This window comes from Parapusillimonas granuli (assembly GCF_013416525.1).
GTDB classification, from domain to species: Bacteria; Pseudomonadota; Gammaproteobacteria; order Burkholderiales; family Burkholderiaceae_B; genus Parapusillimonas; species Parapusillimonas granuli.
Genome location: NZ_JACCEM010000010.1, coordinates 90,555 through 114,564, shown reverse-complemented (window position 1 = coordinate 114,564; position 24,010 = coordinate 90,555). Strand labels below are relative to the sequence as shown.

The window sequence follows — 24,010 nt, the reverse complement described above, 5'->3', positions numbered from 1 at the left end:
AAGATCAGTCGGGGCGCAAGGCGGCCAACGTCGTTTCGAAGCCGGCGCTGCCACGCGGAAATTCGGCGTCGATCCGGCCGCCGCGCAGTACCAGCAGGCGGTCGGCGAGCGCGGCCTCGCGCCGCAGGTGCGTGGCCATCAGCCACGCCCGCCCCGTGCCCAGCGCATGGAGCCGCGCCAGCACGTCGGCGGCCGTGATGGCATCCAGCCCTTCGGTGGGCTCATCGAGCAGCCACAAAGGGTGGGGTTGAAGCAGCAATCGCGCGAGCGCCAGGCGGCGTGCTTGTCCGCCTGACAGCCCCAGCCCACCTTCTCCGAGCCGGGTGTCCAGCCCGGCGTGCAGGGCTCGTACCTCGGAGGCGAGCCCTGCCGACCCGAGCGCGCGCCAGAGGGCGTCGTCGTCGGCATCGGCGTCGGCCAGCAGCAGGTTGTCGCGCAGGCTGTCCTGGAACAGATCGGTGCGCTGGCTCAGCCACGCATAAGGCAGTGTCCGGATGGTCCCCTGCCGCGGTGCCAGCTCGCCAGCGGCCAAGGCCATCAGCGTCGACTTGCCCGCACCGCTCGGTCCGACCACGGCGACCCGCTCTCCGGGTGCCAATGTCAAAGAAAACGACTGCAGCGCGTCCACGGGGCTGTCGGGGTAGCGCGCAGACACCTGCCTCAGACTGATCGCATAGCTCGGCTCGGGAGCGTCGGCAGGCAGGGATGCTTGTTGAGCCTGTTGGGACATGCCGCAATACGGTGACAGCCGTCGCGCCGCCAGCCACGTGCGCCCGGCCTCCAGCGCGCCTCGCCTGAGCGCGGCGAACGGCTCCATCGCGCTCAGCGCGATCAACAGGGCCAGCGTTGCGCCAGCGGTTCCGAGCCGGCCTTGGTCGACCAGCACGCCAACGCCGAGGAGCACGAGGGCCAAGGTGAGACTGCCGGCCACGCCATAGATCGCGCCAGCCGCCACGTCCAGGCGGTGCAAATGCCGGTCTGCACGTGCCAGACGACGGTCTGTGCGCTGCAGTGCGTCGCGATGGCTCGCCAGGCGGCCGGCCATGACCAGTTCGGTCTGGCCGGACACGAGGTCGACGGCCTGCGCGCGAAGGCGCTCGGTGATCAGCGCGCGGCGCACGGCGGGCAGACGCGAGCGAAGGAACAGTCCAGCAGCCACGGCGGCGCCGACGGCCAGCATCCACGCCCCCAGCGCGATGCCGAGCCAAGGGGCCATGGCGCCGAGCACCACGGTGCCGAGGATTGCGGCACCCAGCGCCGCGCTGGCCGGCACCAGCAGGCGAAGATAGAGGGATTCCAGGGCGTCGAGGTCGCTGGTCAGGCGGAACAGCGCCCGGGCCGGTCGGCGCAAGAGATCCCGGATGTTCCCCGCGCCCGCCCAACCCCGGAACAGGCGCTCGCGCAGATGTGCCAGCGCGGCGAGCGTGGCATCGTGCGTGATGAGCCGCTCGCCGTAGCGCGTAGCGGTGCGCCCCAGCGCCAGCAGGCGGATGCCGGCCGATGGTGCGAAGACGTCGAACACCAGGGCGCTGGCCACTTGCAATCCGGCGATCGCTGTGGCGGCGATGAACCAGCCCGACAGGCCCAGCAGGCCCATGCCCGTGAGGACGGTCAGCGCCGCCAGCGCGGCGCCCAAGGCCATGCGACGAGAAGACCCGGCGAGCATGGCCCGCAGCGCGGGCAGCAGGGCCAGTGCGGCGGCGGCTCTACGCGCCATGCCATCCTCCCGGGACGGGCTGCGCGGCATCGACAGGGGCGGCAAGGTGCACCACGCGGTCCATGCGTGCGGCGAGCACCGGATCGTGGGTGGCCACGATCAGGGTGCGCCCCTGGGCCAGGGCCACGAGGGATTCGATGACCTGTTCGGCGGTTTCGGTGTCCAGATGAGCGGTCGGCTCGTCCGCCAGCAGCAGATCGGCACGCGGTGCGGCGGCCAGGCGGGCAAGCGCCAGACGCGCGGCTTCGCCTCCCGACAGGCCCGTGCCGCCTTCCCCGAGTGAGGTTCCGGGGTGGGCCTGAGCCACCTGGTCGAGCTGCGCCCATTGGATTGCCCGGTGCACTTGCATGCTCCCCACGCCCGTTCGCCCGAGGGCGACGTTGTGCTGGACCGACCCTGAAAACACGTGCGGTCGCTGCCCCATCCAGGCCATGCGGTCGCGCAACCTGCGCGCCGTTTCGGCGGTCAACGCGATGCCGCCGATTTCGATGCGGCCCTCCGAAGGGGGCAGCAATCCGGCCAGCAGCGACATCAGGACGGTCTTTCCGGTTCCACTGCCGCCCACCAGGGCGACATGCTCACCGGGCTTAACATCCAGCGCAAAGTCTTGGAAAACGGGTGTCTCGCCAGGAAACGCGAACGCAAGGTCTTGGACCTTGACACGTGGCGGGCGAACTGGCGTGCCATCTTCTTGCGGTGGTACGGCCGAAGCCCCCTGCGTCGCCTGATCCGGCGATGCCTCGCCCGGCAATGGCAACCCGTCGGCGTTGAGCCGGTCCAGGGCATCCATTGCCGCCATGCCAGCAGCCCGGTCATGCCAGACCGAGGCCAATTCCCTCAAGGGCTCGAAAAAGGCGGGGGCCAGCAACAGGACGAACAAGCCTTGCGCAAGGCTGAGACGCCGACCCCAGGCACCGAAATCCAGGTGACCCAGCAGATGGAACCCGACGTAGGCGGCCACCATCGCGACACCCAGCGCCGCGAACAACTCCAGCACCGCCGAAGACAGGAATGCGATGCGCAGCACGTGCATGGTGCGCTGGCGCAGATCCTCGGCGCTGGCTCGCAGGCGGCGCGCCGTGGCATCGACGCTGCCCAATGCGCGCAGCGTCGGCAAGCCACGCAGGCGGTCTAGCAGGAACGCATTCATGTTGCCCATCTGCATCCACTGGGCCTCGCTGGCGGCTCTGGCCCGCCAGCCCACGATCACCATGAACATGGGGATCAGCGGCGCCGCCAGCACGAGCACGGCTGTGGCGGCCCAGGAGTACCAGGCAACGGGCAGCAGAATCAGCACCGGCATGATGCGCACGCGCCAGGTGGCGCCGCGGTAGCGCGTCTGCCATGGCAGCATCGCTTCGGCCTGTTCTGCCAGTGCACTCGCCGCGGCACCGGCGTGCACGCGAGCGCGGTCCAGCGGAGAACGCGCCGCCATCGCAGCGATGGAGCGGTCGCGCCAGCGGCTGAGGTGCTCGCGGGCCGTATCGAACATGCGTCCAGCGCTCCACGCCTCCAGCCAGGCGCGCAGCATGCCGGCCAGCACGATGCCCGCTGCGGGCCACAAGACACCGTTCAGCCCCGCGCCACTGTGCAGGCGTGACACGCCCAGCGCGAGCAACGCCGCCTGCGGCAGCCACAGCAGCGGGCTGACCGCATGGACCAGGCAGGCCACATCGAGCCGCAAGTCCGACGTCGGCCGAGAGCCGTTTGCGAGCGTCCTGTCTGGCGGTGCCATGGTTCAGCGGACCTTGCTTGGCGCTGTGTCGTCCATCGTGGATGTCACGCGGCGATCCGGATGGGGATCTTGAGGTAGTGCACGCCGTTGGATTCGGCGCGGGGGAGTTGGCCAGCCCGAATGTTGACCTGGATCGACGGCAGCAGCAGCGTGGGTGCCGCCAGGGTGGCGTCGCGCTGTTGGCGCATCGCGACGAACGCATCCTCTTCGATCCCTTCTCGCACGTGGACGTTGCGCGCACGCTCCTCGGCGACCGTCGTCTCCCAGGCATAGCTGTCCCGCCCTGGCGCCTTGTAGTCGTGGCACAGGAATATCCGTGTCTCCGGCGGGAGAGCGAGCAGCCGCTGTATGGAGCGGAACAAGGTCCGCGCGCTGCCTCCGGGGAAGTCGGCACGCGCCGTGCCATAGTCGGGCATGAACAGCGTGTCGCCCACGAAGACCGCATCCCCGATGCGGTAGGAAACGCAAGCGGGGGTATGGCCCGGTGTGTGCAGGACTTCCACCGTGAGTTCGCCGATCTTGAGGATTTCTCCGTCTTGGAGAAGGCGATCGAACTCGCTGCCGTCGCCCGACACATCGTCGAGGTTGAAGACCGGGCGGAAGATGGTCTGCACGTCGCGGATGTGCTCACCGATGGCGACCTGGGCGCCAGTACGCTGCCGGATGTAGGGGGCCGCGCTCAGATGGTCGGCGTGGGCATGGGTTTCCAGTACGCAGGCGACGGTCAGGTCGCCACTGTGCGCGGCTTCCAGCACGCGGTCTGCGGATGCCGTGGAGGCCTTGCCGCTGCGATGGTCGTAGTCCAGAACAGGGTCGATCACCGCAGCTTGCCGCGTTGCCGGATCCGACACCAGATAGGTCACCGTGTTGGTCGGTTCGTCGAAGAAGGCTTGGATATGGGCTTGAGGCTGCATGCTGACTCCTTGTAAAGAGCACATCTTGAGTTCATTATATATTAGAATCCACTAAATTAGTCGGCCCTGAAATATTCATTTCGACATTCAGGGGCTGCTTCACGCCGTCAGAAGCGCCGGTTGTATTGAGCTGCGGCGGCGGCTGATCCGATCACTGAGTCGCCACGCAGCCAAGAACGACTGGAACCACCTTGTGCCCGACCCTTTTTGCGGGCGCAAAAAAAGGCGCCACAAGAAGGGCACCCCCTTCTTGGCAATCATGCGTAGCAGCCATTTGATGTTGTAGCCCGCCGCGCACAGCACCGCATGCAACCGATCGCCCTGTTCGCCTTTCAGATGACAGCGGTCCATCCGATGATCGGTTTTCAAGTGACCAATAATGGGCTCAATGGCCTGGCGCCGCTTGAGCTGCCTTCTTTCCTGCGCCGTCAGCCGCTTGGGCTTGCCCCGGTGAATGATGCGCACGCCGGGATTCTCTGCGTCCACGCCCCGATACCCCAGATCCACAAACACTTTATCCGGCTGTACCGCACAGTCCTGCATCAGAATGGTGGCCTGCTCCAGTTGTGAGCCCAACGTGTGGCCGTCGTACGGATTGCAGTGAAACGCCCGGGCCCCCACGATCAGGTTGCCGGTGAAGGAGCTGACAATGCCCACCTTCACTCCAAATTCGTAAGGACGGCGCGCCTTGCCCTTGCTGATGCAGTCCACCTCGGGGGCGTGCCAGGCGTACAGCTTGGGCTGCCCGTTGACCGCCTTGCGCTGAGCGCTCTGGGCGACGATGCGCTGGGCCTTCCCCAAGGCCTCTCCCAAGGCGTCACGAACGGCTTGGCCCAGCGCGCTGGCTTTGCGGTCGATCTCGCGGGCAAGCCGCCCCACAATGGTGCGCTGGCGCTTGATGGCCCGGCGCATCCGCTTGAACTGGCGTGCGTGGGCATAACGCCCGGCCTGACGGCTCAGTTGGACGCCTTCCTTGGCAAAGGTCTGCTTGAGCGGAATTCCTACCGCCTTGGCGGCCTCCACCAGCTTGATGCGCGCCGTCTCCAACAATCGGCTGTCCGTCGGGTGGGCGATGGCCTTTTCCTGCACTGTGCTGTCCACAATTACCCGAGTCAATTCCTGGGGTTTGATCAGCTTCAGCTCCACCGCCACGTTGATCGTCTGCGCCAGCAGTTCCTCCACGCCTTCCTCGCCCAGCAGCTTGCGGAACTTCACCAGCGTGGTGGCGTCACACGGCTGACGATCTTCATAGTAGCTCTGCCCCGAGAAAAACTGCCAGCGTGGTGTGTCGGCCCAGCGCTCGACCACGCCCTCGTCGGACTCATTGAAAGCGTGCTTCAGGTACAGCAGCGAAATCATGATGCGCAGCGGCACACGTGGGCGACCGGCTTTGCTGGCCGGCGCTTGGCGCTGGGGCTTCTCGCCAAACAGATCCAGGTCGGGCATGGCCTCACTCTCGTGCGCCTTGCGCACGAACTGAACCGCCCCGGGGGGTGATTCACTGAGCTTTCAGACGTCGGCGCCAATAATACAGACTGGACACTGCAATGCGTTCGCGTTGGGCGTATGCCTTGGTGCCGATCCCTTCGCGCGTGATCGCCTCCAGATGAGTTTCCCAATAGGCCTGATCTCTGTCTTTTCCATCCGACATCCTAAGCTCTCCGGTAACCGTACAAAACCGATACGATGCCCGAACGCCGGAGGGCGAACAATTATGGGAAAGATGGACCGCTTACGTATTATGCTCGCGGCAGATTTTCTTAGCGAGTTGCTTAATGCCGTCCACGGAAGACGGCCGAATGCTGGCGATATTCATGCGCTTCGATCCTTAAAGCCTAATGCACAGCGTCACCGTCGCCACTGCTATAGGCCGGGAATGAAGGCATCGGCCGAAAAGAATCAATAAGCACTGCTCTAGGAGCTTCGTGAGACGGTGTCGAGCGCGTGCCAGCGCTGAATCAGTCTACTCGGCTCTACGCGTTGAAGTCAACCAACCTACCGACACTAACCTACTGGCTGGCTCAAACCCACGAGGCTCCGCCGGTGCCCTGGTTGAATGAGTCGACCCTGCTTTTTCTAGAGAATCCCTGCACATACTTGTATAGAATTCCGAGCTGATCGACTTCGACAAAAATAATAAAGCCGTCTCTGCGCGAACAGAGACGGCCTTTCGAAACTGGTGCCGGGGCCGGAATCGAACCGGCACGCCTTGCGGCGGGGGATTTTCTTCCCACTTCGGCTTTCGCCGCCGCCATGCCGAAGCATGACGTTCGTGGTCTGGAGCACGCCTTCACCATAGCTTTTCAGCCTTAGGTGCCCGCCGTCTGCTCTCTACACCTTCCGAGGGGCCTTTCGGCTCCAGGGCTTGGCTCGGCATTAGCTCGGACTTATCGTCCAGGGCCTTCACCGAGTTTGACGGGCTTCACCTCTGAGGTTTCCCTCGGAGGGCTCAAATTTGGTCTGAGTCCCCTGCGTCTACCAATTTCACCACCCGGGCAAAATTGTGAAGCAGTTCTACTTCACTACTACTTACTACCACCTGCTAGGAACTAGTATGAACTGGTCTGGCTCCTATTTGGCTCCTAGAGCGAAAATCAATGTTTTCGCAAAGAAGCTACAAATCCCTGCAAACCCTTATCCCATGCGGCTTGGTGAGCATTGAACTCATAGTGCAAATAGGTAGAAGTACCTATTTTTGAGTTATGTGTAGCGGAAAACTGAGTGTGGGGCAGCCGGCCCATTTCAACCACTTGCCTTGCAGTGAAGGCGAAGTCCAGATGGGTTTTCTGAGACATGACCGCCATGCGCGTGGCCAGTTTCTTTCTTGTCCAGACCCCAAGGCTGCACCCAAAAAGCCGGATTTCTCCCGAAGCATCCCATTCGCCCGTGACAGCGCGCACCAATGTGGACTTTCCCGCCCCGTTTGCGCCTATTACAGCAACAAATTCCCCTGATCTGACTTGAAACTGCAAGTCGTGCAGCAGACGCTTACTGCTCCTTTCAACGCTGAGGCGCTTAACCTCAAGCAGGGATGAGCGATGGGCTGTCTCGCTGTGGACCAATCCACTGTCCGAGTCGAGTACGGCATTAGGAAATATTAGGTTTTTCATAGGCTTTTGTTGTTACGCAAGAGCCACAGAAAGAATGGTGCTCCGAGCAACGCAGTGAGAATCCCCAAGGGCAGTTCTGAGGGTCTGATCAGTGTGCGTGCCAGCAGGTCGCCCGATACCAGGAGTATCGCTCCCAGTATTCCAGATAGCGGAAGCACGTAACGGTGGTCGGGACCGACCAGTAACCGCGCCAGGTGAGGGGCGACAAGGCCGATGAAACCTATCATTCCGGTGAATGCAACGGCAGAGCCCGCTGCCGCTGCCGTTAGCCCTACGATCCCACGCTTCAGTTGCTCAACCGGAACACCAAGATGGAAGGCTTGCGATTCTCCCAGTAATAGAGCGTTAAGCAACTGTGAGAGAAACATGCCGACGATGATGAGCACCCCGACGACCGTTACCATGACAAACACTGCTGGCCAGACTGCACCCGTAAGACTTCCAAGGCTCCAGAATGTCAGATTTCTGAGCTGGTCATCCGTAGCCATATAAGTCATCAAACCAATTATGGCGCCCACCAAGGCATTGATGGCGATACCGCAAAGGAGCATCGTTGTGGCGTTCACGACGCCTTCCCGACGTGCCAATCTGCACACTGGTGTGCATCGTCAAGCTCATACTGCGAGAGAGGACATAGCATCTACTGCGCCCGAGTGCGCTGCAGCAAGTGTACGGGTGGACAGTCCTGAGGCATTCTGGCACTAACCGACACATCAGGAGAGTCAGATGCTTCATACTGGATATCCTTCGACGCAATCGCACGGTGAAACCGACAGCACAATTCCTATGTTCTATCGCATGCGGGATGTGCTGCGGATGACGGCGCTGAGTCGATCCACCCTGTATCGGCGCATCGCTGATGGTAGTTTTCCTGCGCCCGTTTCACTGGGCGGAGCAGCAAAAGGCTGGCGCCGCTCAGATCTGGAGGACTGGGCGCAGAACCCAGCAGGTTTCAAACTGATGGAGTCCTGCGCGACCGTGACGAGTTCCCAGGGTGCCAAAGTACGGCATGTGCGCTATTGAAGGATGCGCGCTTGATTGGATATATGGGAGTTGAAGGGATTCGGCGTAACTGAACGTGCAGAATCATCGGTGACGGGAATCTTCCTGTCAGCCAACTGATCCAGATAGTCGGCCCATGCCTGCGCCATTTCATGGCGTTGTTCGATGAAGCGGGTTCTGTCGTAGGCTTCACCCAGTTCTTCGTCTGAGACGTGAGCCAGGTGCTTCTCGATCATTTCTCTGTCCCATCCCAGCCGTTCACGAATAAGCGTTCGTGCCATTGCTCGGAAGCCATGGCCGGTAATGTCGGTTTGGGTGTCATAGCCCAAGGCCCGCAAAGCGCTGTTCATGGTGTTGTTCGAAATATAGCGTGAGTAGCCGTTTTTGCCTCGCCGACGCGACACGCTTTTGAACACGGGGCCGACTGGCCCTGTGACCGTGTGGAGCTGATGAAGGATGTCAATGACTTGCGTAGGTAAGGGAACCACGTGTGAGGCTGCTTGCCCACTGTTCTTGTGAGCTTCTCGCATCTTCATCATGCGGGGTGGGCAAATCCAGACGCCGGCATCAAGATCGAGCTGTTCCCATTCCATCATGCGAATCTGTCCGGGGCGTTGAAACACGTAAGGCATGATTCGCAGGGCGCAGCAGACGATGTAATGCCCTGTGTATCCGCGGATGTCACGCATCAGTTGGCCAATCTTGGCGGGTTCCAGAATGGTGGCGTAGTGCTTCACTATCGGGCTGCGCAGTTTGAAATCTGCCACACCTTTTGCCATGTAATTCTGGCCCGGTTCTAAGAGTCCAAGCGTGACGGCCCGGGCGAAGACCCGTTGCAAGCTTTCTCGTAACCGGATGGCGGTTTCCCGGGTGCCGGCAAGAGAAATGGCTTCCAGGCACTGCAGTACGTCCAGTCGGTTCAGTGAGCCGATAGGGTGACGACCGAGTTTAGGGAAAGCATGCAGTTCCAGTTGTCGGAGGATCTTCTGGCTGTAGTCCTCGCTCCATTCATGTACCTTCTTTGCGTGCGCGTGCCACTCTCGGGCGACTTGCTCGAAGGTGGCCAGCGCCTGGCGTTGAGCCTCTTGCTGTTCTTCCTGTTTTTGGATGCGGGGGTCTTTGCCCGTTGCGAGGTGCTCTCGTTGTTCTGCTGCAAGCACGCGAGCACTGGCGAGCGATGTCTCGGGGAAGGTTCCCAGTGTAAGCTTGACTCGCTTTCCTTCGATATTTGTGTAATTGAATTGCCAACTTTTACTACCCCTCGGGTGAACGCGAAGGTACAGTTTGTTGCCGTCGGACAGCAGATACTCTTTGGCTGCGGGTTGGGCGAGTTCTATGGCTTTGACTGTAAGTCTCATCACTTGGCTCCCAATTTGTTCCCTGGAGAAACTGGGAATAGGTTAAGGGAACACAGCAGGGAACAAAAAGCCCGGGATTCAGTGGGATCCGATGAGACAGTCTGGGATGGATTTTTGTCGCAAGTCCTTGTTTTCGCAATGGAAATGGAACTTGGTGAGACAGGGAGGGAAGAGGGGATGGTGGCCTGGGGCGGAATCGAACCACCGACACAAGGATTTTCAATCCTCTGCTCTACCGACTGAGCTACCAGGCCAACGAGAAGGCGAAATAATACACTAAAAACAAAATGCGTGCTGAAGCCGCCGCATTCCGGCGCGCCTTGCGCGACCGCCCGCGGCCCCTTGTATCCGGGGCGCCACGAAGAAGCCGCATATTACACAACTTTGTGATAAAGCAAAAGCAAGTTTCAGGAAAAGGTCAGGAGCGGACTATAATGGCGGTATCGCGGATGCTGACCGCGCACAGATTCCATACACATGTCCGTAGACGTCCTTACTTTCGGTCTGAACCATGTTTCCGCTCCGGTTTCGGTGCGTGAACGCGTGTCGTTCCCGGTCGACGTCCTGCGCCCGGCGCTCGACGGCTTGCGGTCGGCCTTCGGCGCTTCGGTGCGTGAAGCGGCCATCCTGTCCACCTGTAATCGCACCGAAATCTACTGTGCGGCCGAACCGCAGGTGCAGGAGCACATTCCGTCCTGGCTGGCCGATTTCAATCGGCTGGAAGCCGGCAGCTTGCGGCCGCATCTGTATCAATACCAGCAGAACGACGCGGTGCGCCATGCCTTCCGGGTGGCCAGCGGGCTGGACTCCATGGTATTGGGCGAACCCCAGATCCTGGGCCAGATGAAAGACGCCGTGCGGGCGGCCGAGCAGGCAGGCTCGCTGGGCACTTTGCTGCATCAGCTATTTCAGCGCACGTTTTCGGTGGCCAAGGAAGTCCGGTCGCAAACGGCCATCGGCGCGCATTCGGTGTCCATGGCCGCCGCGGCGGTGCGCTTGGCCGAGCGGGTGTTCGGCGATCTCTCCCAAGCCAGCGTGCTGTTCATCGGCGCCGGCGAAATGATCGAGCTCTGTGCCACCCATTTCGCGGCGCTCAAGCCGCGCAACATGGTGGTGGCCAATCGCACGCTGGAACGCGCCGAACTCCTGGCTTCGCGCTTCGTGGCCAAGACCATGAAGCTCGCCGACATCCCCGATCGCATAGCCGATTTCGACGTCATCGTTTCCTGTACGGCAAGCTCCTTGCCCATCCTCGGACTGGGGATGGTGGAAAGGGCTACCCGCTCGCGCCGCCACCGCCCCATGGTCATGATCGACCTGGCGGTGCCCCGCGACATCGAAACCGAGGTCGGCCGCCTGGCCGACGTCTATCTGTATTCGGTCGATGACCTGGGCCGCATGGTGCAAAGCGGCACCGACGCCCGCCGCGCCGCCGTGGTGCAGGCCGAAGCCATCATCGAAACCCGCGTCCAGAATTTCATGCACTGGCTGCAAAGCCGTGAAATCGTGCCGGCCATCGTCAGCTTCCAGCAGTCCGCCGAAGAAGTCCAGCAGGCCGAGCTCGAACGCGCGCGGCGCATGCTGGCCCGCGGCGATTCCCCGGAGGCCGTGCTCGAGCAGCTGGCGCGCGGCCTTACCCAAAAATACATGCACGGTCCGCTGGCCGCCCTCAACCGCAGCGAGGGCGAAGAGCGTCAACAGTTGCTGGGCCTCATTCCCCGCCTTCTGCCCACCGTCGAACGCAGGCGTTAGCGCTCCGCGACTCCCCGTCGTGTTGCGCCCGTTTTTCCTCCCTGCCCATTTCCCATTCGCTTTATGAAAAGTTCCATGCGCAACCGGTTGGAGCAGCTTGCCCACCGGTTAATCGAAGTCGATGCCTTGTTGGCCGAACCCGAGATCGCCGGCGATATGGACCGCTACCGCAAGATCTCGCGCGAGCGGGCCGAGCTGGAGCCGGTGGTCGCCGTCTTCAATGCGTACACCGCGACGGAAGGGGACATGGGCGCGGCCCAGGAAATGATGGCCGATCCCGACATGCGGGCGATGGCCGAGGAAGAATTGAAGCTCGGGCGGGAGAAGCTGGAACAGCTGGAAGCCGATTTGCAGATTCTCCTGCTGCCCCGCGACCCCGACGACGACCGCAACGTCTTTCTTGAAATACGCGCGGGGACGGGCGGCGACGAAAGCGCCTTGTTCGCGGGCGATCTGCTGCGCATGTACAGCCGCTATGCGGAAAGCCGCGGCTGGCGCGTGGAGCTCATGTCGGCGAACGAGTCGGAAATCGGCGGGTACAAGGAAGTGATCGCGCGGGTGGACGGCGACGGCGTCTACGGCCGCCTGAAGTTCGAATCCGGCGCGCATCGTGTGCAGCGCGTGCCGGAAACCGAGACCCAGGGGCGGATCCATACGTCGGCGTGCACCGTGGCCGTGCTGCCCGAAGCGGACGAGCAGAGCGACATCGTCATCAATCCCTCCGACCTGCGCATCGACACCTTCCGCGCCAGCGGCGCCGGCGGCCAGCACATCAACAAGACCGACTCGGCGGTGCGCATCACGCACTTGCCGACGGGGCTGGTGGTGGAGTGCCAGGACGACCGCTCGCAGCACCGCAACAAGGACAAGGCCATGCAGGTGCTGGCGGCCCGGCTCAAGGACAAGCAGCAGCAGGAGCAGCACGCCAAAGAAGCGGCGCAGCGCAAGAGCCTGGTCGGTTCCGGCGACCGTTCGGAGCGCATCCGCACCTACAATTATCCGCAAGGCAGGGTCACCGATCACCGCATCAACCTGACCCTTTACAAGCTCAACAGCATCATGGAAGGAGACCTGGACGAACTGACGGGGGCGTTGCTGGCCGAATACCAGGCGGAGCAGCTGGCCGCGCTGGGGCATGACTGACACGGCGCCGCAGCTGCGCGGGCTGGCCGGCCGCTCGCCGCTGCCGCGGCTCGAATTCCAGATGCTATGGCAGAAAGTGCTGGGCGTGCCCCGGGTGTGGCTGCTCGCGCACGATACCGATCCATTGAGCCCCGACCAGGTGGCGCGCTTCCACGAGCTCGAAGCCAGGCGGCTGGCGGGCGAGCCCATGGCCTACATATTGGGCGAACGCGAGTTCTTCGGCCGCATGTTTCGCGTTTCCCCGGCCGTCCTGATTCCTCGTCCCGAAACCGAGCTCCTGGTGGAGATCGCCTTGCAGCTGCTCGCGCCGGGCCGCGCCGCCAAGGTCCTGGATCTGGGAACGGGCTCGGGCGCCATCGCCGTTTCCATCGCCCTGGAACGGCCCGACGCCCGCGTCTATGCCACCGACCTGAGCGATGAGGCATTGGCGCTTGCGCGCTCCAATGCGCAGTCACTGGGCGCGCGGGTCGAATTTTTGCGCGGGAATTGGTACGATGCCCTGCCGGATCATGAGGATTTTGATGTCATCGTGTCCAATCCGCCGTATATTGCAGTTAGCGATCAACACTTGGCCCGGGGCGACGTCCGTTTCGAACCGGCCGGGGCGCTGACCGACGGCGGCGACGGCCTGGCGGCGCTCACGGATATCGTCCGGGGCGCGGGCGCAAGGCTGGGGGCCGGGGGCGCGCTCTTCATGGAGCATGGCTGGGACCAGGCGGCCGCGGTACGCGGGTTGCTGGCCTCGGCGGGCTTCTCGCGCATCGCCAGCCATCGGGACCTTGCCGGCATCGAACGGGTCACCGGTGGTTTTTATAATTGATTTTTTCCAGGAACAAAGAGCATCATGAGCGAAGTGCAAGATTTCATCCGTGAAACCGTGACGAACCATCCGGTCGTGCTATTCATGAAAGGCACGGCCCAGTTCCCGCAGTGCGGTTTCTCCGGCCGCGCCATTCAGGTCCTGAAGGCGTCCGGCGTCACCAAGCTGGTAACGGTCAATGTGCTCGACGACGACCTCGTGCGCCAGGGCATCAAGGAATACTCCAACTGGCCCACCATTCCCCAGCTGTACGTGAAGGGCGAGTTCGTCGGGGGCTCCGACATCATCGCCGAAATGTACGAAAACGGCGAACTCGCGACCGTGCTGAAAGAGGCCGGTGCGCTGGAGTGACGGCCTCGCCGCGCAGGCTGGTCATCGGCATAACCGGCGCCACGGGCGCCGTTTATGCCGTGCGCATGCTGCAAATGCTGCGCCGGAAGCCCGATGTCGAGACGCATCTGGTGGTGTCGCCGCCCGGTGTGCTGAACATCAAGCACGAATTGGGCATGAGCCGCCAAGAGGTCCATGCCCTGGCGGATCGCGTCTATAGTTTTCGCGACATTGGCGCGGCGCTGGCCAGCGGCGGCTTCTCCACGGCGGGCATGGTCGTCGTGCCTTGTTCCATGCGCACGCTGGCGGCGGTGGCCCACGGCCTGTCGGACAACCTCATCACCCGCGCGGCCGACGTCACCCTGAAGGAGCGGCGGCGGCTGGTGATGATGGTGCGCGAAACCCCTTTCAATCTGGCGCACCTGCGCAACATGACCGCCGTCACTGAAATGGGCGGCATCATCTTTCCGCCGCTGCCCGCCTTCTACCACCACCCCAGGACCTTGGATGAAATGGTGGATCACACGGTCGCCCGGGTGCTGGAGCTCGTGGACATCGCCGTCCCGGGGCCGAGCTGGGAGGGCATGGGGGCTACCGAGGCCTGACCCCTTCGGGAAGAACGGGCGGCGCGGCGTCGAAGTCTTCCGCGTCGAAGGCCTTGTCGCCGTTCTCGTCCGGGATGCCCGTGGGCTTGAGGCCGGTGAAATCGAACAGTTCCGTGTCCATCAAGTGCGAAGGCACCACGCGGGACAGCGCGCCATATACGTTCCATGAGCGGCCGGGGAACTTGCGGTCCCATTCGTCTATCATGCGCGTCATTTCCTTGCGCTTCAGGTTTTCCTGGGAGCCGCAGAGATTGCAGGGAATGATGGGAAACCGCTTCAGTTCCGAATAGGCAATCAGGTCTTTTTCGGGGATGTAGGCCAGGGGGCGGATGATGATGTGCTTGCCGTCGTCCGACATCAGCTTGGGCGGCATGGCTTTCATGCGACCGCCGTAGAACAGGTTCAGGAAGAAGGTGCCCAGGATGTCGTCGCGGTGATGGCCGAGCGCGATCTTGGTGGCGCCCAGTTCGCCGGCCACGCGGTACAGGATGCCGCGCCGCAGGCGCGAGCACAGCGAGCACATGGTCTTGCCTTCCGGTATCACGCGTGTGACGATGGAATAGGTGTCCTGGGTTTCGATGTGGAAGGGCACGCCTATCGACCGCAGGTATTCGGGCAGGATGTGGTCGGGGAAGCCCGGCTGCTTCTGGTCCAGGTTGACGGCGACGATATCGAACTTGATGGGCGCCCGCGCCTTCAGCGTCAGCAGGATGTCCAGCATGCTGTAGGAATCCTTGCCGCCCGACAGGCACACCATGACCTTGTCGCCGTCTTCTATCATGTTGAAATCGCTGATGGCGCGGCCTGCCTCGCGCATCAGGCGCTTGGCCAGCTTGTTCTCGTTCAGGCGCTGCTTCCGGGCCCGGCGGCTTGCCTCGTGAGCATCTTGCTCACGCGCGATGGTGGGAATGGTTTCGACTTGCATGGTAGTGATTGAGGTTCAGCGGCTGCGCTGCAGCTCTATGCCGACGGCGGCGCAGTCCGAGAAAGCCAGCGGCTTGCTGATGCGGATTTTAGCGAATCGCACTTCATGGAATTCATTGAAGATCCGGTCCACGACCCGTTCGCTGAGCGTTTCCAGCAGGTTGACGTGGGCGCGGGTGCATTCGTCCACGATGGCATGGCGCAGCAGGCGATAATCCAGCACGGTATGTATGTTCTGGTCCTGGACTTTCTGGCCGACGTCCACGTCGAACTCGGCGTCTATGTGCAGCGGCTGCGTGGCGCGCAATTCGTGCTCGAGTATGCCGATGCGTGCGTCCAGGGAGATCTGGCTAAAGAAAATGCGGCGGGTGGGCATAATGTAGGCCTAATGGAATTGTTGGAATTGTAGTGCTTTAACAGCGCAATGACGTTGGAACGGGGTATGGGCGCAAGCAGCGGAATTTACGACGAGATGTTCGATGCGGTGATTGTGGGCGGCGGGCCGGCCGGGGCGTCCTGCGCCGTCTGGCTGGCGCGCCTGGGCTTTGCGCCGGCGCTGATCGAGGCGGCCGACGAGCCGGGAGGCCTGTGCCGCAGCCACTCTTATCTGGATGAATGGAATGCCAGCTTGCCCGGCATGACCGGGATCCAGGTGGCCGACAACCTGGCGCGCAGCCTGCGGCAGGCCGGCGTGCCCCTGTGGCTGTCATGCCGGGTGGAGCGCATCGATGCGGACGCCCGGGGCTTCACGCTGCGGGCCGCGGGCATGGAACAGCCGCTGCGCGGCCGCTGCGTCGTGCTGGCGTCCGGCGTTCTGCCGCGCGCAAGGGCGCAATTCGGCGGCCTGCCGGGGGTGCTGGTGGGGCCGGGCAGGCATGTTTCCGATCACGATTTCAGCGGTGAAAAGGTCGCGGTGCTGGGGGGCGGCGACAACGGGTTCGAAAACGCCTTGTACGCGCTCGAGCACGGCGCCCGCTCGGTGGACCTCTATGCGCGCACGGTGCGCGCGCAGCGCCAGTTCGTGCAGCGGCTGCCGCCCTCGCTCGTCCATGTCGGCGATTATTCCGTCGACGCCGCCAGGCGCACCGTCAACGGTGTCGAATACGACTTGCTCATGGTGTTCTATGGGTGGGAACCCTGCGCCGACTATGCCGAGTCCCTGGGCCTGCGGCGCAATGCGCAAGGCTTCATCGCAACCGATGCGCAGACGGCGCAAACCAGCCATCCCGGCGTGTACGCCATCGGCGAAGTCGCGCAGCGCCAGCACCCTTGTGTCGTCACCGCCCTGGCGGACGGCGTGACGGCCGCCAAGGCGATCCAGGCGCGGCTCGAAGCCGCTTGACGGCGTCGCCTTATGCCGGCACCTGGCTGCGGGTCAGCACGCATTCGCCGCGCGCGGGCGGGTTCAGCCTGACGCTGTAGGCGCGCAATTCGTCGCGCCGGAATACATGCAGCTGGACCACGTCGCCCGGCCGGCGCGCGCGCAGCAGGCGTTCCAGGCCGGCGTTGTCGGCCACCCGCAACCCGTCGACGGCGACCAGGACGTCGCCCGCCGAAACGCCGCCGGCGTGGGCCGCGCCGCCTTCCAGGACGGTGGCGAATTGAAACTCGCCGTTGGCGGCCCGCATGCGGGCATCCAGCGACGGCGCGTCGGACGCGCTTTTCCATTCCAGCCGTATGCCGCTGGCCGCCAGCATCGGTTCCAGCGGCACGTCTTCCCGGCCATATGCATGGCGGTCGATAAATTCCGCGGCGTCGACGCCGGTGGCTTCCAGGATCAGCTCCGGCATGGCGTCTTCCGGCACGCCGACGGGCGCGCCGCGATAGAAGTCACGCCCGAAGCGCCGCCACATCAGGCGCATGACGTCGTCCAGGCAGCGCTGCTGGCCGCTGCGTTCCCGTATGAGCAGGTCGAGCCCGAGCGCGACCAGCGCGCCCTTGGTGTAGTAGCTGACCAGCGCGTTCGGCGAATTCTCGTCCTGTTTGTAGTAGCGGGTCCAGGCATCGAAGGAGCTTTCGGCGACGCTCTGCTTCAGGCGCCCGCCGGCGCCGTGCACGTTGGAGATCGTCTTGCCCAGCAGGCGCAGATAGTCCGTGTCCTGGATCACGCCCGACCGCAGGAGCATCAAGTCGTCGTAGTAAGAGGTGAAGCCCTCGAACACCCACAGCAGCCGGGTGTGGTTCTCGCGGCTCAGGTCGTAAGGGGCGAACGCGGCGGGCTTGATGCGCTTCACGTTCCAGGTGTGGAAGTATTCGTGGCTGACCAGGCCCAGGAAGGTCTGGTAGCCCTCGCCGGCATCCGCGCGGCCCGCCACCGGCAGGTCGCCGCGCGAGGCCATGAGGGCGGTCGATGCGCGGTGTTCCAGCCCGCCGTAGGCATTGCCCGTGACCATGGTCATGAATACATAGCGGTCGGCGCTGTCCAGGAAGGGCGGCTTGCGCGCTTCGGGCTCGAAGAACTCGATTTGCGCCTCGCATATCTTCTTCGTGTCGGCGGCGATGCGTTCCAGGTCCAGGCCCGGAATGACCCCGGTGAACACCATTTCGTGCTCGGCGCCGTGCGCCGTGAAGCTCACGGCCTGCGGCGTGCCCATTTCGACGGGATGGTCGATCAGGTCGTCGTAGCTGCTCGCGCGGTACAGGCCGAAGCCATGGCGCCGCGCCGCGCCGGGCAAGCCGGCGGCCTCGGGCAGGCTGGTGTGGACGCGCCATTTTTTGGTGTGCGGAGGAGGGCAGAGCTTGACCAGGCAGGGTTCGCCGCCGCGTCCCTCCGCTTCCAGGAACACGCTGGTGCCGTTGAAAAAGGCGTGGGTTTCGTCGACGTGGGCGCCGCGCACGGAGAGGTCCCAGGCATAGACGGTGTATTCCACCGTCAGCGGGCCGTCGGCCGGTTCGCACAGCCAGCGGTGGCTGCCGGTCTTGCGGATTTGCACGGGCTTGCCGCGGCTGGCGGCGCTTATGGTTTCCACCTGGCGCGAGAAGTCGCGTATGAGGTAGCTGCCGGGTATCCAGGCGGGCAGGGCGAGCGCCTGGCCGGCGGGGTCGGGCGCGGGAATGGACAAGACCACGGCGAGCCGGTGGCCGCTCGGATCAAAAGGCGTTACGCTGTAAAGTATCGGTTCTGTTTTCATCCCAACATATTACTTGCTACAAGGAGAACGCATGGATGCGCCACTGGTGAAAGTCGAAGTCGTGGGCCGCGTGGGCGTGCTGACGCTGAACCGCCCCAAAGCCCTGAACGCGCTGAGCAACGAAGTCATCGACGAACTGGCCGAAGCCATGCGCGCCTTCGATGCCGACGACAATATCGGCGCCATGGTCCTGACCGGCAATGAAAAGGCCTTCGCGGCGGGCGCCGACATCGGCGCCATGCAGAACTGGTCGTACATGGACGTCTACAAGAAGGACTACCTGGGCGGCAATTGGGAATCCCTGAAGCGCATACGCAAGCCCGTCATCGCCGCGGTGGCCGGGTATGCGCTGGGCGGGGGCTGCGAGCTCGCCATGCAGTGCGATTTCATCATCGCGGCCGACAACGCGAAATTCGGCCAGCCCGAAATCAAGCTGGGCGTCATTCCCGGCTACGGCGGAACCCAGCGCCTGCCGCGCGCGATCAGCAAGGCCAAGGCGATGGACCTGGTCCTCACTGCCCGCATGATGGACGCCGAAGAAGCCGAACGCGCCGGGCTGGTATCCCGGGTCGTGCCGCTGGAGCGGCTGATGGACGAAGCCATGGAAGCCGCCGCCGTCATCGCGTCCATGTCGCTGCCCTCGGTGATCATGGCCAAAGAATGCGTCAACATGGCCTACGAAGGCTCGCTGAGCGAAACACTCATGTACGAGCGTCGCAATTTCCACGCTCTTTTCGCCACCGAAGACCAGAAGGAGGGCATGGCGGCCTTCGTCGAAAAACGCAAGCCCGACTTCAAGCACAAATAGCCTCGAGCGGCGGCGTGTGCGGTGGCGGAAGTGTTGCGCGCCGCACAAAAAGCGCCAGCTGACTTGTTGCTTACAGCTTAAAAATCACGCTATACTCTATGGGTTTGACGCCTTGCGGTTGAAACCCATGGAGCCAGCTGGAACTTTCGCCCGGTCAGTCGCATCGCAAGATGGCGCTGCGGATGGCGGCAATGCGTTGCAAGACGGCGACACCGTACCCGTAGTCGTGTTGTCGGACGAAGACCGCATCGCCATGACCCGGCGCGCAAGTAGTGGTATATTTCGCAGCCTTGCCGCGCAAGCGATCATGGGCTGCGTCGCCATACTGGCCTCGTGGCTCGTTGCGGGCACTGATGCGGCTGTATCCGCCCTGATCGGCGCTGCAGCCTATTTTGTGCCCAACACGCTTTTCGCGCTGCGCCTGCTGGTTGGTTTGTTCGGCTCTTCACGTGCGAGTCCACTCACTTTTTTCGTGGGCGAGGCTTTCAAGCTCGGCTTTGCCGTGCTCGTGTTGGGGCTTGCCGCCTGGCTGGGCCGCGATTGGCTGGTTTGGCCGGCCATGCTGCTTGGCTTGCTAAGTGTTTTGAAGGGCTACGCGCTGTTGTTGTTGTTCCGCAAGCTGCCGTAGCCCTCGTGCGTATTAATTCATGGGCCTGGTGCTCTCATTGACAGGATAAGGTTTCAGATGGCTGCTAGTGATATTTCGCCTCAGTCTGGGTACATTCAGCATCACTTGGTTCACCTGAACAGCGTTGGTGAGAAACAATCGGTCATCGCCGACTTCGACATCGTCAACTACGACTCACTGTTCTGGTCCATCGCCATGGGCCTGCTGGTCGTCTTCGTCTTGTGGCGCGCCGCCAAGGCCGTTACCGCCGGCACGCCGGGCCGCTTCCAGGCCTTCGTCGAAATGCTCATCGAAATGGTCGAAGACCAGGCCAAGAGCATCGTTCCCTCCGAAACTTCCCGCCGCTTCGTGTCGCCGCTCGCGCTCACGGTGTTCCTCTGGATCATCCTGATGAACGTGCTCGACCTGGTGCCGGTCGACCTGCTGCCCTGGCTGTTCAAGGTGACGGGCGTCGGCGCCGAACACGGCGACCCGCTCTATTACCACCGCATTCTGCCCACGGCCGATCTCAACGTTCCGATGGGCATGTCGCTGGGCGTCCTGCTCCTGATGTTCTACTACGGCGTCAAGATCAAGAACCCCGGCGGTTTCGTCAAAGAATTGTTCACCGCGCCCTTCCACGCGCACGGCATCGCGTCGCTGTTCCTGGCGCCGTTCAATTTCCTGCTGAATTGCATCGAATACGCCGCGAAATCGGTCTCGCTGGGCATGCGGCTGTTCGGCAACATGTTTGCCGGTGAACTCATCTTCATGTTGATCGCTCTTCTGGGTGGCGCATGGACCGGATTTAATGGCTCAAGCCTCGGCTTGGGTATCGGCCATGTTCTGGCGGGGTCGGTGTGGGCCATTTTCCACATCCTGATCGTGCTGTTGCAGGCGTTTATCTTCATGATGCTGACCCTGGTGTATGTGGGTCAGGCTCACGAAGGCCATTAAAGGTATTCGGGCCGGGCGATCCACTCTCGGTTCGGGGCGCAAGGTTTTCTTGCATAGCAGTTTTTTGACTTTTTGATTACACGGTTATTAACCAAGGAGTTGTCATGACCAACGTTGCTTTCGTTGCTCTAGCTTGCGGTCTTATTATTGGTCTGGGTGCTATCGGTGCTTGCATCGGCATCGCGCTGATGGGTGGCAAATATCTGGAAGCTTCGGCTCGTCAACCCGAGCTGATGAACGCTTTGCAGACCAAAATGTTCCTGCTGGCCGGTCTTATCGATGCTGCGTTCCTGATTGGCGTGGGTATCGCCATGCTGTTTGCTTTCGCCAACCCGTTCGTCGGCTAAGCATTGCAGCCCGCCATCGGGCGGGTTAAGCAGCCGTGGGCGGCCGGTCAGCGCCGCCTTGTGGCTTGGACATCAGGTGTCATGCAGCGGGGCTGTCTGGCACGAGTGGTATTGAAAGGGAAACGACCGTGAATTTAAACGCGACTCTCTTTTTTCAGATGATCGTGTTTTTCGTGCTGGGCTGGTTTACGATGAAATTCGTATGGCCGCCCCTCACGAAAGCGATGGATGATCGTCGCCAGAAAATCGCCGACGGCCTAGCCGCCGCCGATAAGGGCAAGGCCGATCTGGCCCAGGCCCAGGCACGCATCAGCGTCATCGAGGCGTCTGCAAAAACGGAAAATCATGCCCGTATGGTCGAAGCAGAGAAGCAGGCTGCGGCTATCATCGACCAGGCTCGTCGCGAAGGCGAGGCCGAGAAGGCGCGCATCATCGCGCAGGCTCAGCAGGACGCGGCCCAAGAGGTCCAGCGTGTGCGCGAAAGCCTGCGCGCCGACGTCGCCCTGTTGGCGGTTAAGGGTGCAGAACAGATTCTCAAGCGAGAAGTCGATGCACAGGCACACGCCGAGCTGTTGGATCAGCTTAAGGCGCAACTCTAAACTCAGGGCAAGCCATGGCTGAATTATCGACTATTGCCAGACCGTATGCCGAAGCGTTGTTCGCGTCGGCGCGCGACGACCAGGCCGGCCTGGCCTCTTGGTCGGATCTGGTATCCGAGCTTGCCCAGGTGGCGGGGCAGCATGACGTGCGCGAAGCGCTGTCCGATCCCCGTCTCAATGCGGCGCAGCGCATCGAGCTCTTTACCGGCTTGATCAAATCGCCTTTGCCGGCGAGCGCGCGCAATTTCATCGAGCTGCTGGTCAGCAACAATCGTATTCTCGTGCTGCCGCAAATCGCAGAGCAATTCGAAATACTCAAGAACCAGCACGAGGGCACCGCGGCGGCCCGTATCGTCAGCGCCTTCCCCCTGTCTGACGAGCAGCTGCAGCAACTGGTGGCCGGGTTGGAAAGGAAGTTCGGCCTCAAACTCAAGCCGGTCGTCACGATCGACCCCGATCTCATCGGCGGCGTGCGCGTGGCGGTGGGCGACCAAGTACTTGATGCTTCCGTGCAGGCCCAGTTGGCCCGCATGCGCGACACTTTGGCCGCCTGACGCGCGCCAGATAACAGGATTCCAGGAGTCTGAACATGCAACTTAACCCGTCAGAGATCAGCGAACTGCTCAAGAGCCGCATCGAAGGCTTGGGCGCGTCGACCGACGTACGTACGCAAGGCACGGTCGTTTCCGTGACCGACGGTATCACCCGCATCCACGGCCTGTCCGACGTGATGCAAGGCGAAATGCTTGAATTCCCGAACAACGTGTTCGGCCTTGCGCTCAACCTCGAGCGCGATTCCGTCGGCGCGGTGATTCTGGGCGACTACACCGGCGTGTCGGAAGGCGACCCGGTCAAGACCACCGGCCGCATTCTCGAAGTGCCGGTCGGCCCCGAGCTGCGCGGCCGCGTCGTCGACGCCCTGGGCAACCCCATCGACGGCAAGGGCCCGATCAACGCCAAGCACACCGACATCATCGAAAAGGTCGCGCCGGGCGTGATCGCGCGTAAATCGGTTTCGCAGCCGCTGCAAACCGGCATCAAGGCCATCGACGCCATGGTGCCCATCGGCCGCGGCCAGCGCGAGCTGATCATCGGCGACCGCCAGACCGGCAAGACCGCGGTGGCCGTCGACACCATCATCAGCCAGAAGGGCAAGGACGTCACTTGCGTGTACGTCGCCATCGGCCAGAAGGCTTCCACGATCGCCAACGTGGTGCGCAAGCTCGAAGAGCACGGCGCGCTGGAATTCACCATCGTGGTGGCTGCCGCGGCGTCCGATTCGGCCGCCATGCAGTACCTGTCGGCCTACGCCGGCTGCACCATGGGCGAATACTTCCGCGATCGCGGCCAAGACGCCCTTATCATCTATGACGACCTGACCAAGCAAGCCTGGGCGTATCGCCAAGTGTCGCTGCTGCTGCGTCGCCCGCCCGGCCGCGAAGCCTACCCCGGCGACGTCTTCTACCTGCACTCCCGCCTGCTCGAGCGCGCGGCCCGTGTCAACGAAGACTACGTCGAAAAATTCACCAACGGCGAGATCAAAGGCAAGACGGGTTCCTTGACGGCACTGCCCATCATCGAGACCCAGGCCGGCGACGTCTCCGCGTTCGTTCCGACCAACGTCATCTCGATCACCGACGGCCAGATCTTCCTGGAAACCGACTTGTTCAACGCCGGCGTCCGTCCCCCCATCAACGCGGGTATTTCCGTGTCGCGCGTGGGTGGCGCCGCCCAGACCAAGGTCATCAAGAAGCTGTCGGGCGGTATCCGTACCGACCTGGCGCAGTACCGTGAACTGGCCGCTTTTGCGCAATTCGCCTCCGACCTCGACGACGCAACCCGCCGCCAGCTCGAGCGCGGCAAGCGCGTGGTCGAGCTGCTCAAGCAGCCTCAGTACCAGCCGCTGCAGGTCTGGGAACAGGCCGTCAGCCTGTTCGCCGTCAACAACGGCTACCTCGACGATCTCGAAGTCGAGCAGGTCCTGCCTTTCGAAAAGGCCCTCAAGGACAACCTGAAGGCCAAGCACGAAGCTCTGGTTCAGCGCATCGAGGACAAAAAGGAATTGTCCAAGGAAGACGAGGCCGAACTGGTTGCCGCCATACAAGAGTTCAAGAAGCACGGTGCTTTTTAAGTTTGACTGGCGAGGGTGAC

General features: G+C 62.7%; 25 protein-coding genes and 1 tRNA gene. 14 read left to right on the top strand and 12 right to left on the bottom strand.

Annotated elements, in window-relative coordinates:
- Positions 1 to 4 precede the first annotated feature (4 nt).
- From cydC to H0A72_RS18010, 7 genes are all read right to left on the bottom strand, one after another.
- The gene (cydC, locus tag H0A72_RS18035) at positions 5 to 1,717 is read right to left on the bottom strand and encodes a thiol reductant ABC exporter subunit CydC (RefSeq protein WP_425502516.1); all 1,713 of its coding nucleotides are present in this window, start codon (positions 1,715 to 1,717) and stop codon (positions 5 to 7) included.
- Positions 1,707 to 3,452, bottom strand: a complete 1,746-nt coding sequence (cydD, locus tag H0A72_RS18030; RefSeq protein WP_180157864.1) for a thiol reductant ABC exporter subunit CydD — start codon at positions 3,450 to 3,452, stop codon at positions 1,707 to 1,709. Before cydD ends, cydC begins: the two co-directional genes overlap by 11 nt.
- A gap of 44 nt (positions 3,453 to 3,496) precedes the next feature.
- Positions 3,497 to 4,366: an MBL fold metallo-hydrolase gene (locus H0A72_RS18025; RefSeq protein WP_180157863.1), complete on the bottom strand. Its 870-nt coding sequence runs from the start codon at positions 4,364 to 4,366 to the stop codon at positions 3,497 to 3,499.
- Positions 4,367 to 4,465: 99 nt separating this feature from the next.
- Entirely contained in the window at positions 4,466 to 5,812 is a 1,347-nt protein-coding gene (locus H0A72_RS18020; RefSeq protein ID WP_425502517.1) for an IS5 family transposase, read from the bottom strand.
- 52 nt (positions 5,813 to 5,864) lie between these two features.
- Positions 5,865 to 6,017 carry an IS66 family insertion sequence element accessory protein TnpA gene (tnpA, locus tag H0A72_RS22525; RefSeq protein ID WP_425502518.1) on the bottom strand — a complete coding sequence of 51 codons (153 nt, stop codon included), beginning with the start codon at positions 6,015 to 6,017 and terminating at the stop codon, positions 5,865 to 5,867.
- A gap of 943 nt (positions 6,018 to 6,960) precedes the next feature.
- Positions 6,961 to 7,476, bottom strand: coding sequence for an ATP-binding cassette domain-containing protein (locus H0A72_RS18015; RefSeq protein WP_180157861.1), 516 nt, complete (start codon positions 7,474 to 7,476; stop codon positions 6,961 to 6,963).
- Entirely contained in the window at positions 7,473 to 8,072 is a 600-nt protein-coding gene (locus H0A72_RS18010) for a FecCD family ABC transporter permease (protein WP_425502519.1), read from the bottom strand. Before H0A72_RS18010 ends, H0A72_RS18015 begins: the two co-directional genes overlap by 4 nt.
- 130 nt (positions 8,073 to 8,202) lie before the next feature.
- Between H0A72_RS18010 and H0A72_RS18005 the strand changes: the two genes are divergently transcribed.
- Positions 8,203 to 8,499: an AlpA family phage regulatory protein gene (locus tag H0A72_RS18005; protein WP_180066003.1), complete on the top strand. Its 297-nt coding sequence runs from the start codon at positions 8,203 to 8,205 to the stop codon at positions 8,497 to 8,499.
- Here H0A72_RS18005 and H0A72_RS18000 read toward each other — a convergent pair.
- Together H0A72_RS18000 and H0A72_RS17995 are read right to left on the bottom strand one after the other, a co-directional pair.
- Entirely contained in the window at positions 8,493 to 9,836 is a 1,344-nt protein-coding gene (locus tag H0A72_RS18000; RefSeq protein WP_180066001.1) for a tyrosine-type recombinase/integrase, read from the bottom strand. The genes H0A72_RS18005 and H0A72_RS18000 overlap by 7 nt on opposite strands.
- 178 nt (positions 9,837 to 10,014) lie before the next feature.
- A tRNA-Phe gene (locus H0A72_RS17995) sits at positions 10,015 to 10,090 on the bottom strand.
- A 223-nt stretch (positions 10,091 to 10,313) separates the two neighbouring features.
- Between H0A72_RS17995 and hemA the strand changes: the two genes are divergently transcribed.
- From hemA to H0A72_RS17970, 5 genes are all read left to right on the top strand, one after another.
- Positions 10,314 to 11,588 (top strand): glutamyl-tRNA reductase, encoded by a 1,275-nt coding sequence (gene hemA / locus H0A72_RS17990; RefSeq protein ID WP_180157859.1) that lies wholly within the window; start codon positions 10,314 to 10,316, stop codon positions 11,586 to 11,588.
- 63 nt (positions 11,589 to 11,651) lie between these two features.
- Complete coding sequence (gene prfA, locus H0A72_RS17985; RefSeq protein ID WP_180157857.1) at positions 11,652 to 12,731, top strand: peptide chain release factor 1; 1,080 nt, start codon at positions 11,652 to 11,654, stop codon at positions 12,729 to 12,731.
- On the top strand, positions 12,724 to 13,551 hold the full coding sequence (prmC, locus tag H0A72_RS17980; RefSeq protein ID WP_180157855.1) for a peptide chain release factor N(5)-glutamine methyltransferase: 828 nt from the start codon (positions 12,724 to 12,726) through the stop codon (positions 13,549 to 13,551). Before prfA ends, prmC begins: the two co-directional genes overlap by 8 nt.
- 24 nt (positions 13,552 to 13,575) lie before the next feature.
- A complete protein-coding gene (grxD, locus tag H0A72_RS17975; RefSeq protein ID WP_180157853.1) occupies positions 13,576 to 13,902 on the top strand; it encodes a Grx4 family monothiol glutaredoxin in 327 nt (108 codons plus the stop codon).
- Positions 13,899 to 14,486 carry a UbiX family flavin prenyltransferase gene (locus tag H0A72_RS17970; protein ID WP_180157851.1) on the top strand — a complete coding sequence of 196 codons (588 nt, stop codon included), beginning with the start codon at positions 13,899 to 13,901 and terminating at the stop codon, positions 14,484 to 14,486. Before grxD ends, H0A72_RS17970 begins: the two co-directional genes overlap by 4 nt.
- On the opposite strand, the gene ttcA is transcribed toward H0A72_RS17970, so the two are convergent.
- The gene (gene ttcA / locus H0A72_RS17965) at positions 14,473 to 15,411 is read right to left on the bottom strand and encodes a tRNA 2-thiocytidine(32) synthetase TtcA (RefSeq protein WP_180157849.1); all 939 of its coding nucleotides are present in this window, start codon (positions 15,409 to 15,411) and stop codon (positions 14,473 to 14,475) included. The two genes, H0A72_RS17970 and ttcA, sit on opposite strands and share 14 nt — an antisense overlap.
- Before the next feature lie 15 nt (positions 15,412 to 15,426).
- A complete protein-coding gene (folB, locus tag H0A72_RS17960; protein WP_180157847.1) occupies positions 15,427 to 15,786 on the bottom strand; it encodes a dihydroneopterin aldolase in 360 nt (119 codons plus the stop codon).
- A 66-nt stretch (positions 15,787 to 15,852) separates the two neighbouring features.
- Here folB and H0A72_RS17955 point away from each other — a divergent pair, with 66 nt between their 5' ends.
- On the top strand, positions 15,853 to 16,752 hold the full coding sequence (locus H0A72_RS17955; RefSeq protein ID WP_180157845.1) for an NAD(P)/FAD-dependent oxidoreductase: 900 nt from the start codon (positions 15,853 to 15,855) through the stop codon (positions 16,750 to 16,752).
- Positions 16,753 to 16,762: 10 nt separating this feature from the next.
- Here H0A72_RS17955 and H0A72_RS17950 read toward each other — a convergent pair whose 3' ends face one another.
- The gene (locus H0A72_RS17950; protein ID WP_180157843.1) at positions 16,763 to 18,541 is read right to left on the bottom strand and encodes a M61 family metallopeptidase; all 1,779 of its coding nucleotides are present in this window, start codon (positions 18,539 to 18,541) and stop codon (positions 16,763 to 16,765) included.
- A 31-nt stretch (positions 18,542 to 18,572) separates the two neighbouring features.
- Between H0A72_RS17950 and H0A72_RS17945 the strand changes: the two genes are divergently transcribed.
- The 7 genes from H0A72_RS17945 to atpA all read left to right on the top strand — a co-directional run bounded on the left by H0A72_RS17945 (position 18,573) and on the right by atpA (position 23,990).
- Positions 18,573 to 19,349 carry an enoyl-CoA hydratase gene (locus H0A72_RS17945; protein WP_180157841.1) on the top strand — a complete coding sequence of 259 codons (777 nt, stop codon included), beginning with the start codon at positions 18,573 to 18,575 and terminating at the stop codon, positions 19,347 to 19,349.
- A 253-nt stretch (positions 19,350 to 19,602) separates the two neighbouring features.
- A complete protein-coding gene (locus H0A72_RS17940) occupies positions 19,603 to 19,977 on the top strand; it encodes an ATP synthase subunit I (RefSeq protein WP_180157978.1) in 375 nt (124 codons plus the stop codon).
- A gap of 57 nt (positions 19,978 to 20,034) precedes the next feature.
- Complete coding sequence (gene atpB, locus H0A72_RS17935) at positions 20,035 to 20,913, top strand: F0F1 ATP synthase subunit A (RefSeq protein WP_180157839.1); 879 nt, start codon at positions 20,035 to 20,037, stop codon at positions 20,911 to 20,913.
- A gap of 104 nt (positions 20,914 to 21,017) precedes the next feature.
- Positions 21,018 to 21,260: a F0F1 ATP synthase subunit C gene (atpE, locus tag H0A72_RS17930; protein WP_003815363.1), complete on the top strand. Its 243-nt coding sequence runs from the start codon at positions 21,018 to 21,020 to the stop codon at positions 21,258 to 21,260.
- Between the two features lie 128 nt (positions 21,261 to 21,388).
- Positions 21,389 to 21,859 carry a F0F1 ATP synthase subunit B gene (locus H0A72_RS17925; RefSeq protein WP_180157838.1) on the top strand — a complete coding sequence of 157 codons (471 nt, stop codon included), beginning with the start codon at positions 21,389 to 21,391 and terminating at the stop codon, positions 21,857 to 21,859.
- Positions 21,860 to 21,873: 14 nt separating this feature from the next.
- A complete protein-coding gene (locus H0A72_RS17920) occupies positions 21,874 to 22,413 on the top strand; it encodes a F0F1 ATP synthase subunit delta (RefSeq protein WP_180157836.1) in 540 nt (179 codons plus the stop codon).
- 35 nt (positions 22,414 to 22,448) lie between these two features.
- On the top strand, positions 22,449 to 23,990 hold the full coding sequence (gene atpA / locus H0A72_RS17915; protein ID WP_180157834.1) for a F0F1 ATP synthase subunit alpha: 1,542 nt from the start codon (positions 22,449 to 22,451) through the stop codon (positions 23,988 to 23,990).
- The last annotated feature ends 20 nt before the right edge of the window (positions 23,991 to 24,010 follow it).

Coding starts and splice junctions, on each gene's coding strand:
- cydC (WP_425502516.1), bottom strand. CDS start 1,717: ATGGCGCGTAGAGCCGCCGCCGCACTGGCCCTGCTGCCCGCGCTGCGG.
- cydD (WP_180157864.1), bottom strand. CDS start 3,452: ATGGCACCGCCAGACAGGACGCTCGCAAACGGCTCTCGGCCGACGTCG.
- H0A72_RS18025 (WP_180157863.1), bottom strand. CDS start 4,366: ATGCAGCCTCAAGCCCATATCCAAGCCTTCTTCGACGAACCGACCAAC.
- H0A72_RS18020 (WP_425502517.1), bottom strand. CDS start 5,812: ATGCCCGACCTGGATCTGTTTGGCGAGAAGCCCCAGCGCCAAGCGCCG.
- tnpA (WP_425502518.1), bottom strand. CDS start 6,017: ATGTCGGATGGAAAAGACAGAGATCAGGCCTATTGGGAAACTCATCTG.
- H0A72_RS18015 (WP_180157861.1), bottom strand. CDS start 7,476: ATGAAAAACCTAATATTTCCTAATGCCGTACTCGACTCGGACAGTGGA.
- H0A72_RS18005 (WP_180066003.1), top strand. CDS start 8,203: ATGCTTCATACTGGATATCCTTCGACGCAATCGCACGGTGAAACCGAC.
- H0A72_RS18000 (WP_180066001.1), bottom strand. CDS start 9,836: ATGAGACTTACAGTCAAAGCCATAGAACTCGCCCAACCCGCAGCCAAA.
- hemA (WP_180157859.1), top strand. CDS start 10,314: ATGTCCGTAGACGTCCTTACTTTCGGTCTGAACCATGTTTCCGCTCCG.
- prfA (WP_180157857.1), top strand. CDS start 11,652: ATGAAAAGTTCCATGCGCAACCGGTTGGAGCAGCTTGCCCACCGGTTA.
- prmC (WP_180157855.1), top strand. CDS start 12,724: ATGACTGACACGGCGCCGCAGCTGCGCGGGCTGGCCGGCCGCTCGCCG.
- grxD (WP_180157853.1), top strand. CDS start 13,576: ATGAGCGAAGTGCAAGATTTCATCCGTGAAACCGTGACGAACCATCCG.
- ttcA (WP_180157849.1), bottom strand. CDS start 15,411: ATGCAAGTCGAAACCATTCCCACCATCGCGCGTGAGCAAGATGCTCAC.
- folB (WP_180157847.1), bottom strand. CDS start 15,786: ATGCCCACCCGCCGCATTTTCTTTAGCCAGATCTCCCTGGACGCACGC.
- H0A72_RS17955 (WP_180157845.1), top strand. CDS start 15,853: ATGGGCGCAAGCAGCGGAATTTACGACGAGATGTTCGATGCGGTGATT.
- H0A72_RS17950 (WP_180157843.1), bottom strand. CDS start 18,541: ATGAAAACAGAACCGATACTTTACAGCGTAACGCCTTTTGATCCGAGC.
- H0A72_RS17945 (WP_180157841.1), top strand. CDS start 18,573: ATGGATGCGCCACTGGTGAAAGTCGAAGTCGTGGGCCGCGTGGGCGTG.
- H0A72_RS17940 (WP_180157978.1), top strand. CDS start 19,603: ATGACCCGGCGCGCAAGTAGTGGTATATTTCGCAGCCTTGCCGCGCAA.
- atpB (WP_180157839.1), top strand. CDS start 20,035: ATGGCTGCTAGTGATATTTCGCCTCAGTCTGGGTACATTCAGCATCAC.
- atpE (WP_003815363.1), top strand. CDS start 21,018: ATGACCAACGTTGCTTTCGTTGCTCTAGCTTGCGGTCTTATTATTGGT.
- H0A72_RS17920 (WP_180157836.1), top strand. CDS start 21,874: ATGGCTGAATTATCGACTATTGCCAGACCGTATGCCGAAGCGTTGTTC.
- atpA (WP_180157834.1), top strand. CDS start 22,449: ATGCAACTTAACCCGTCAGAGATCAGCGAACTGCTCAAGAGCCGCATC.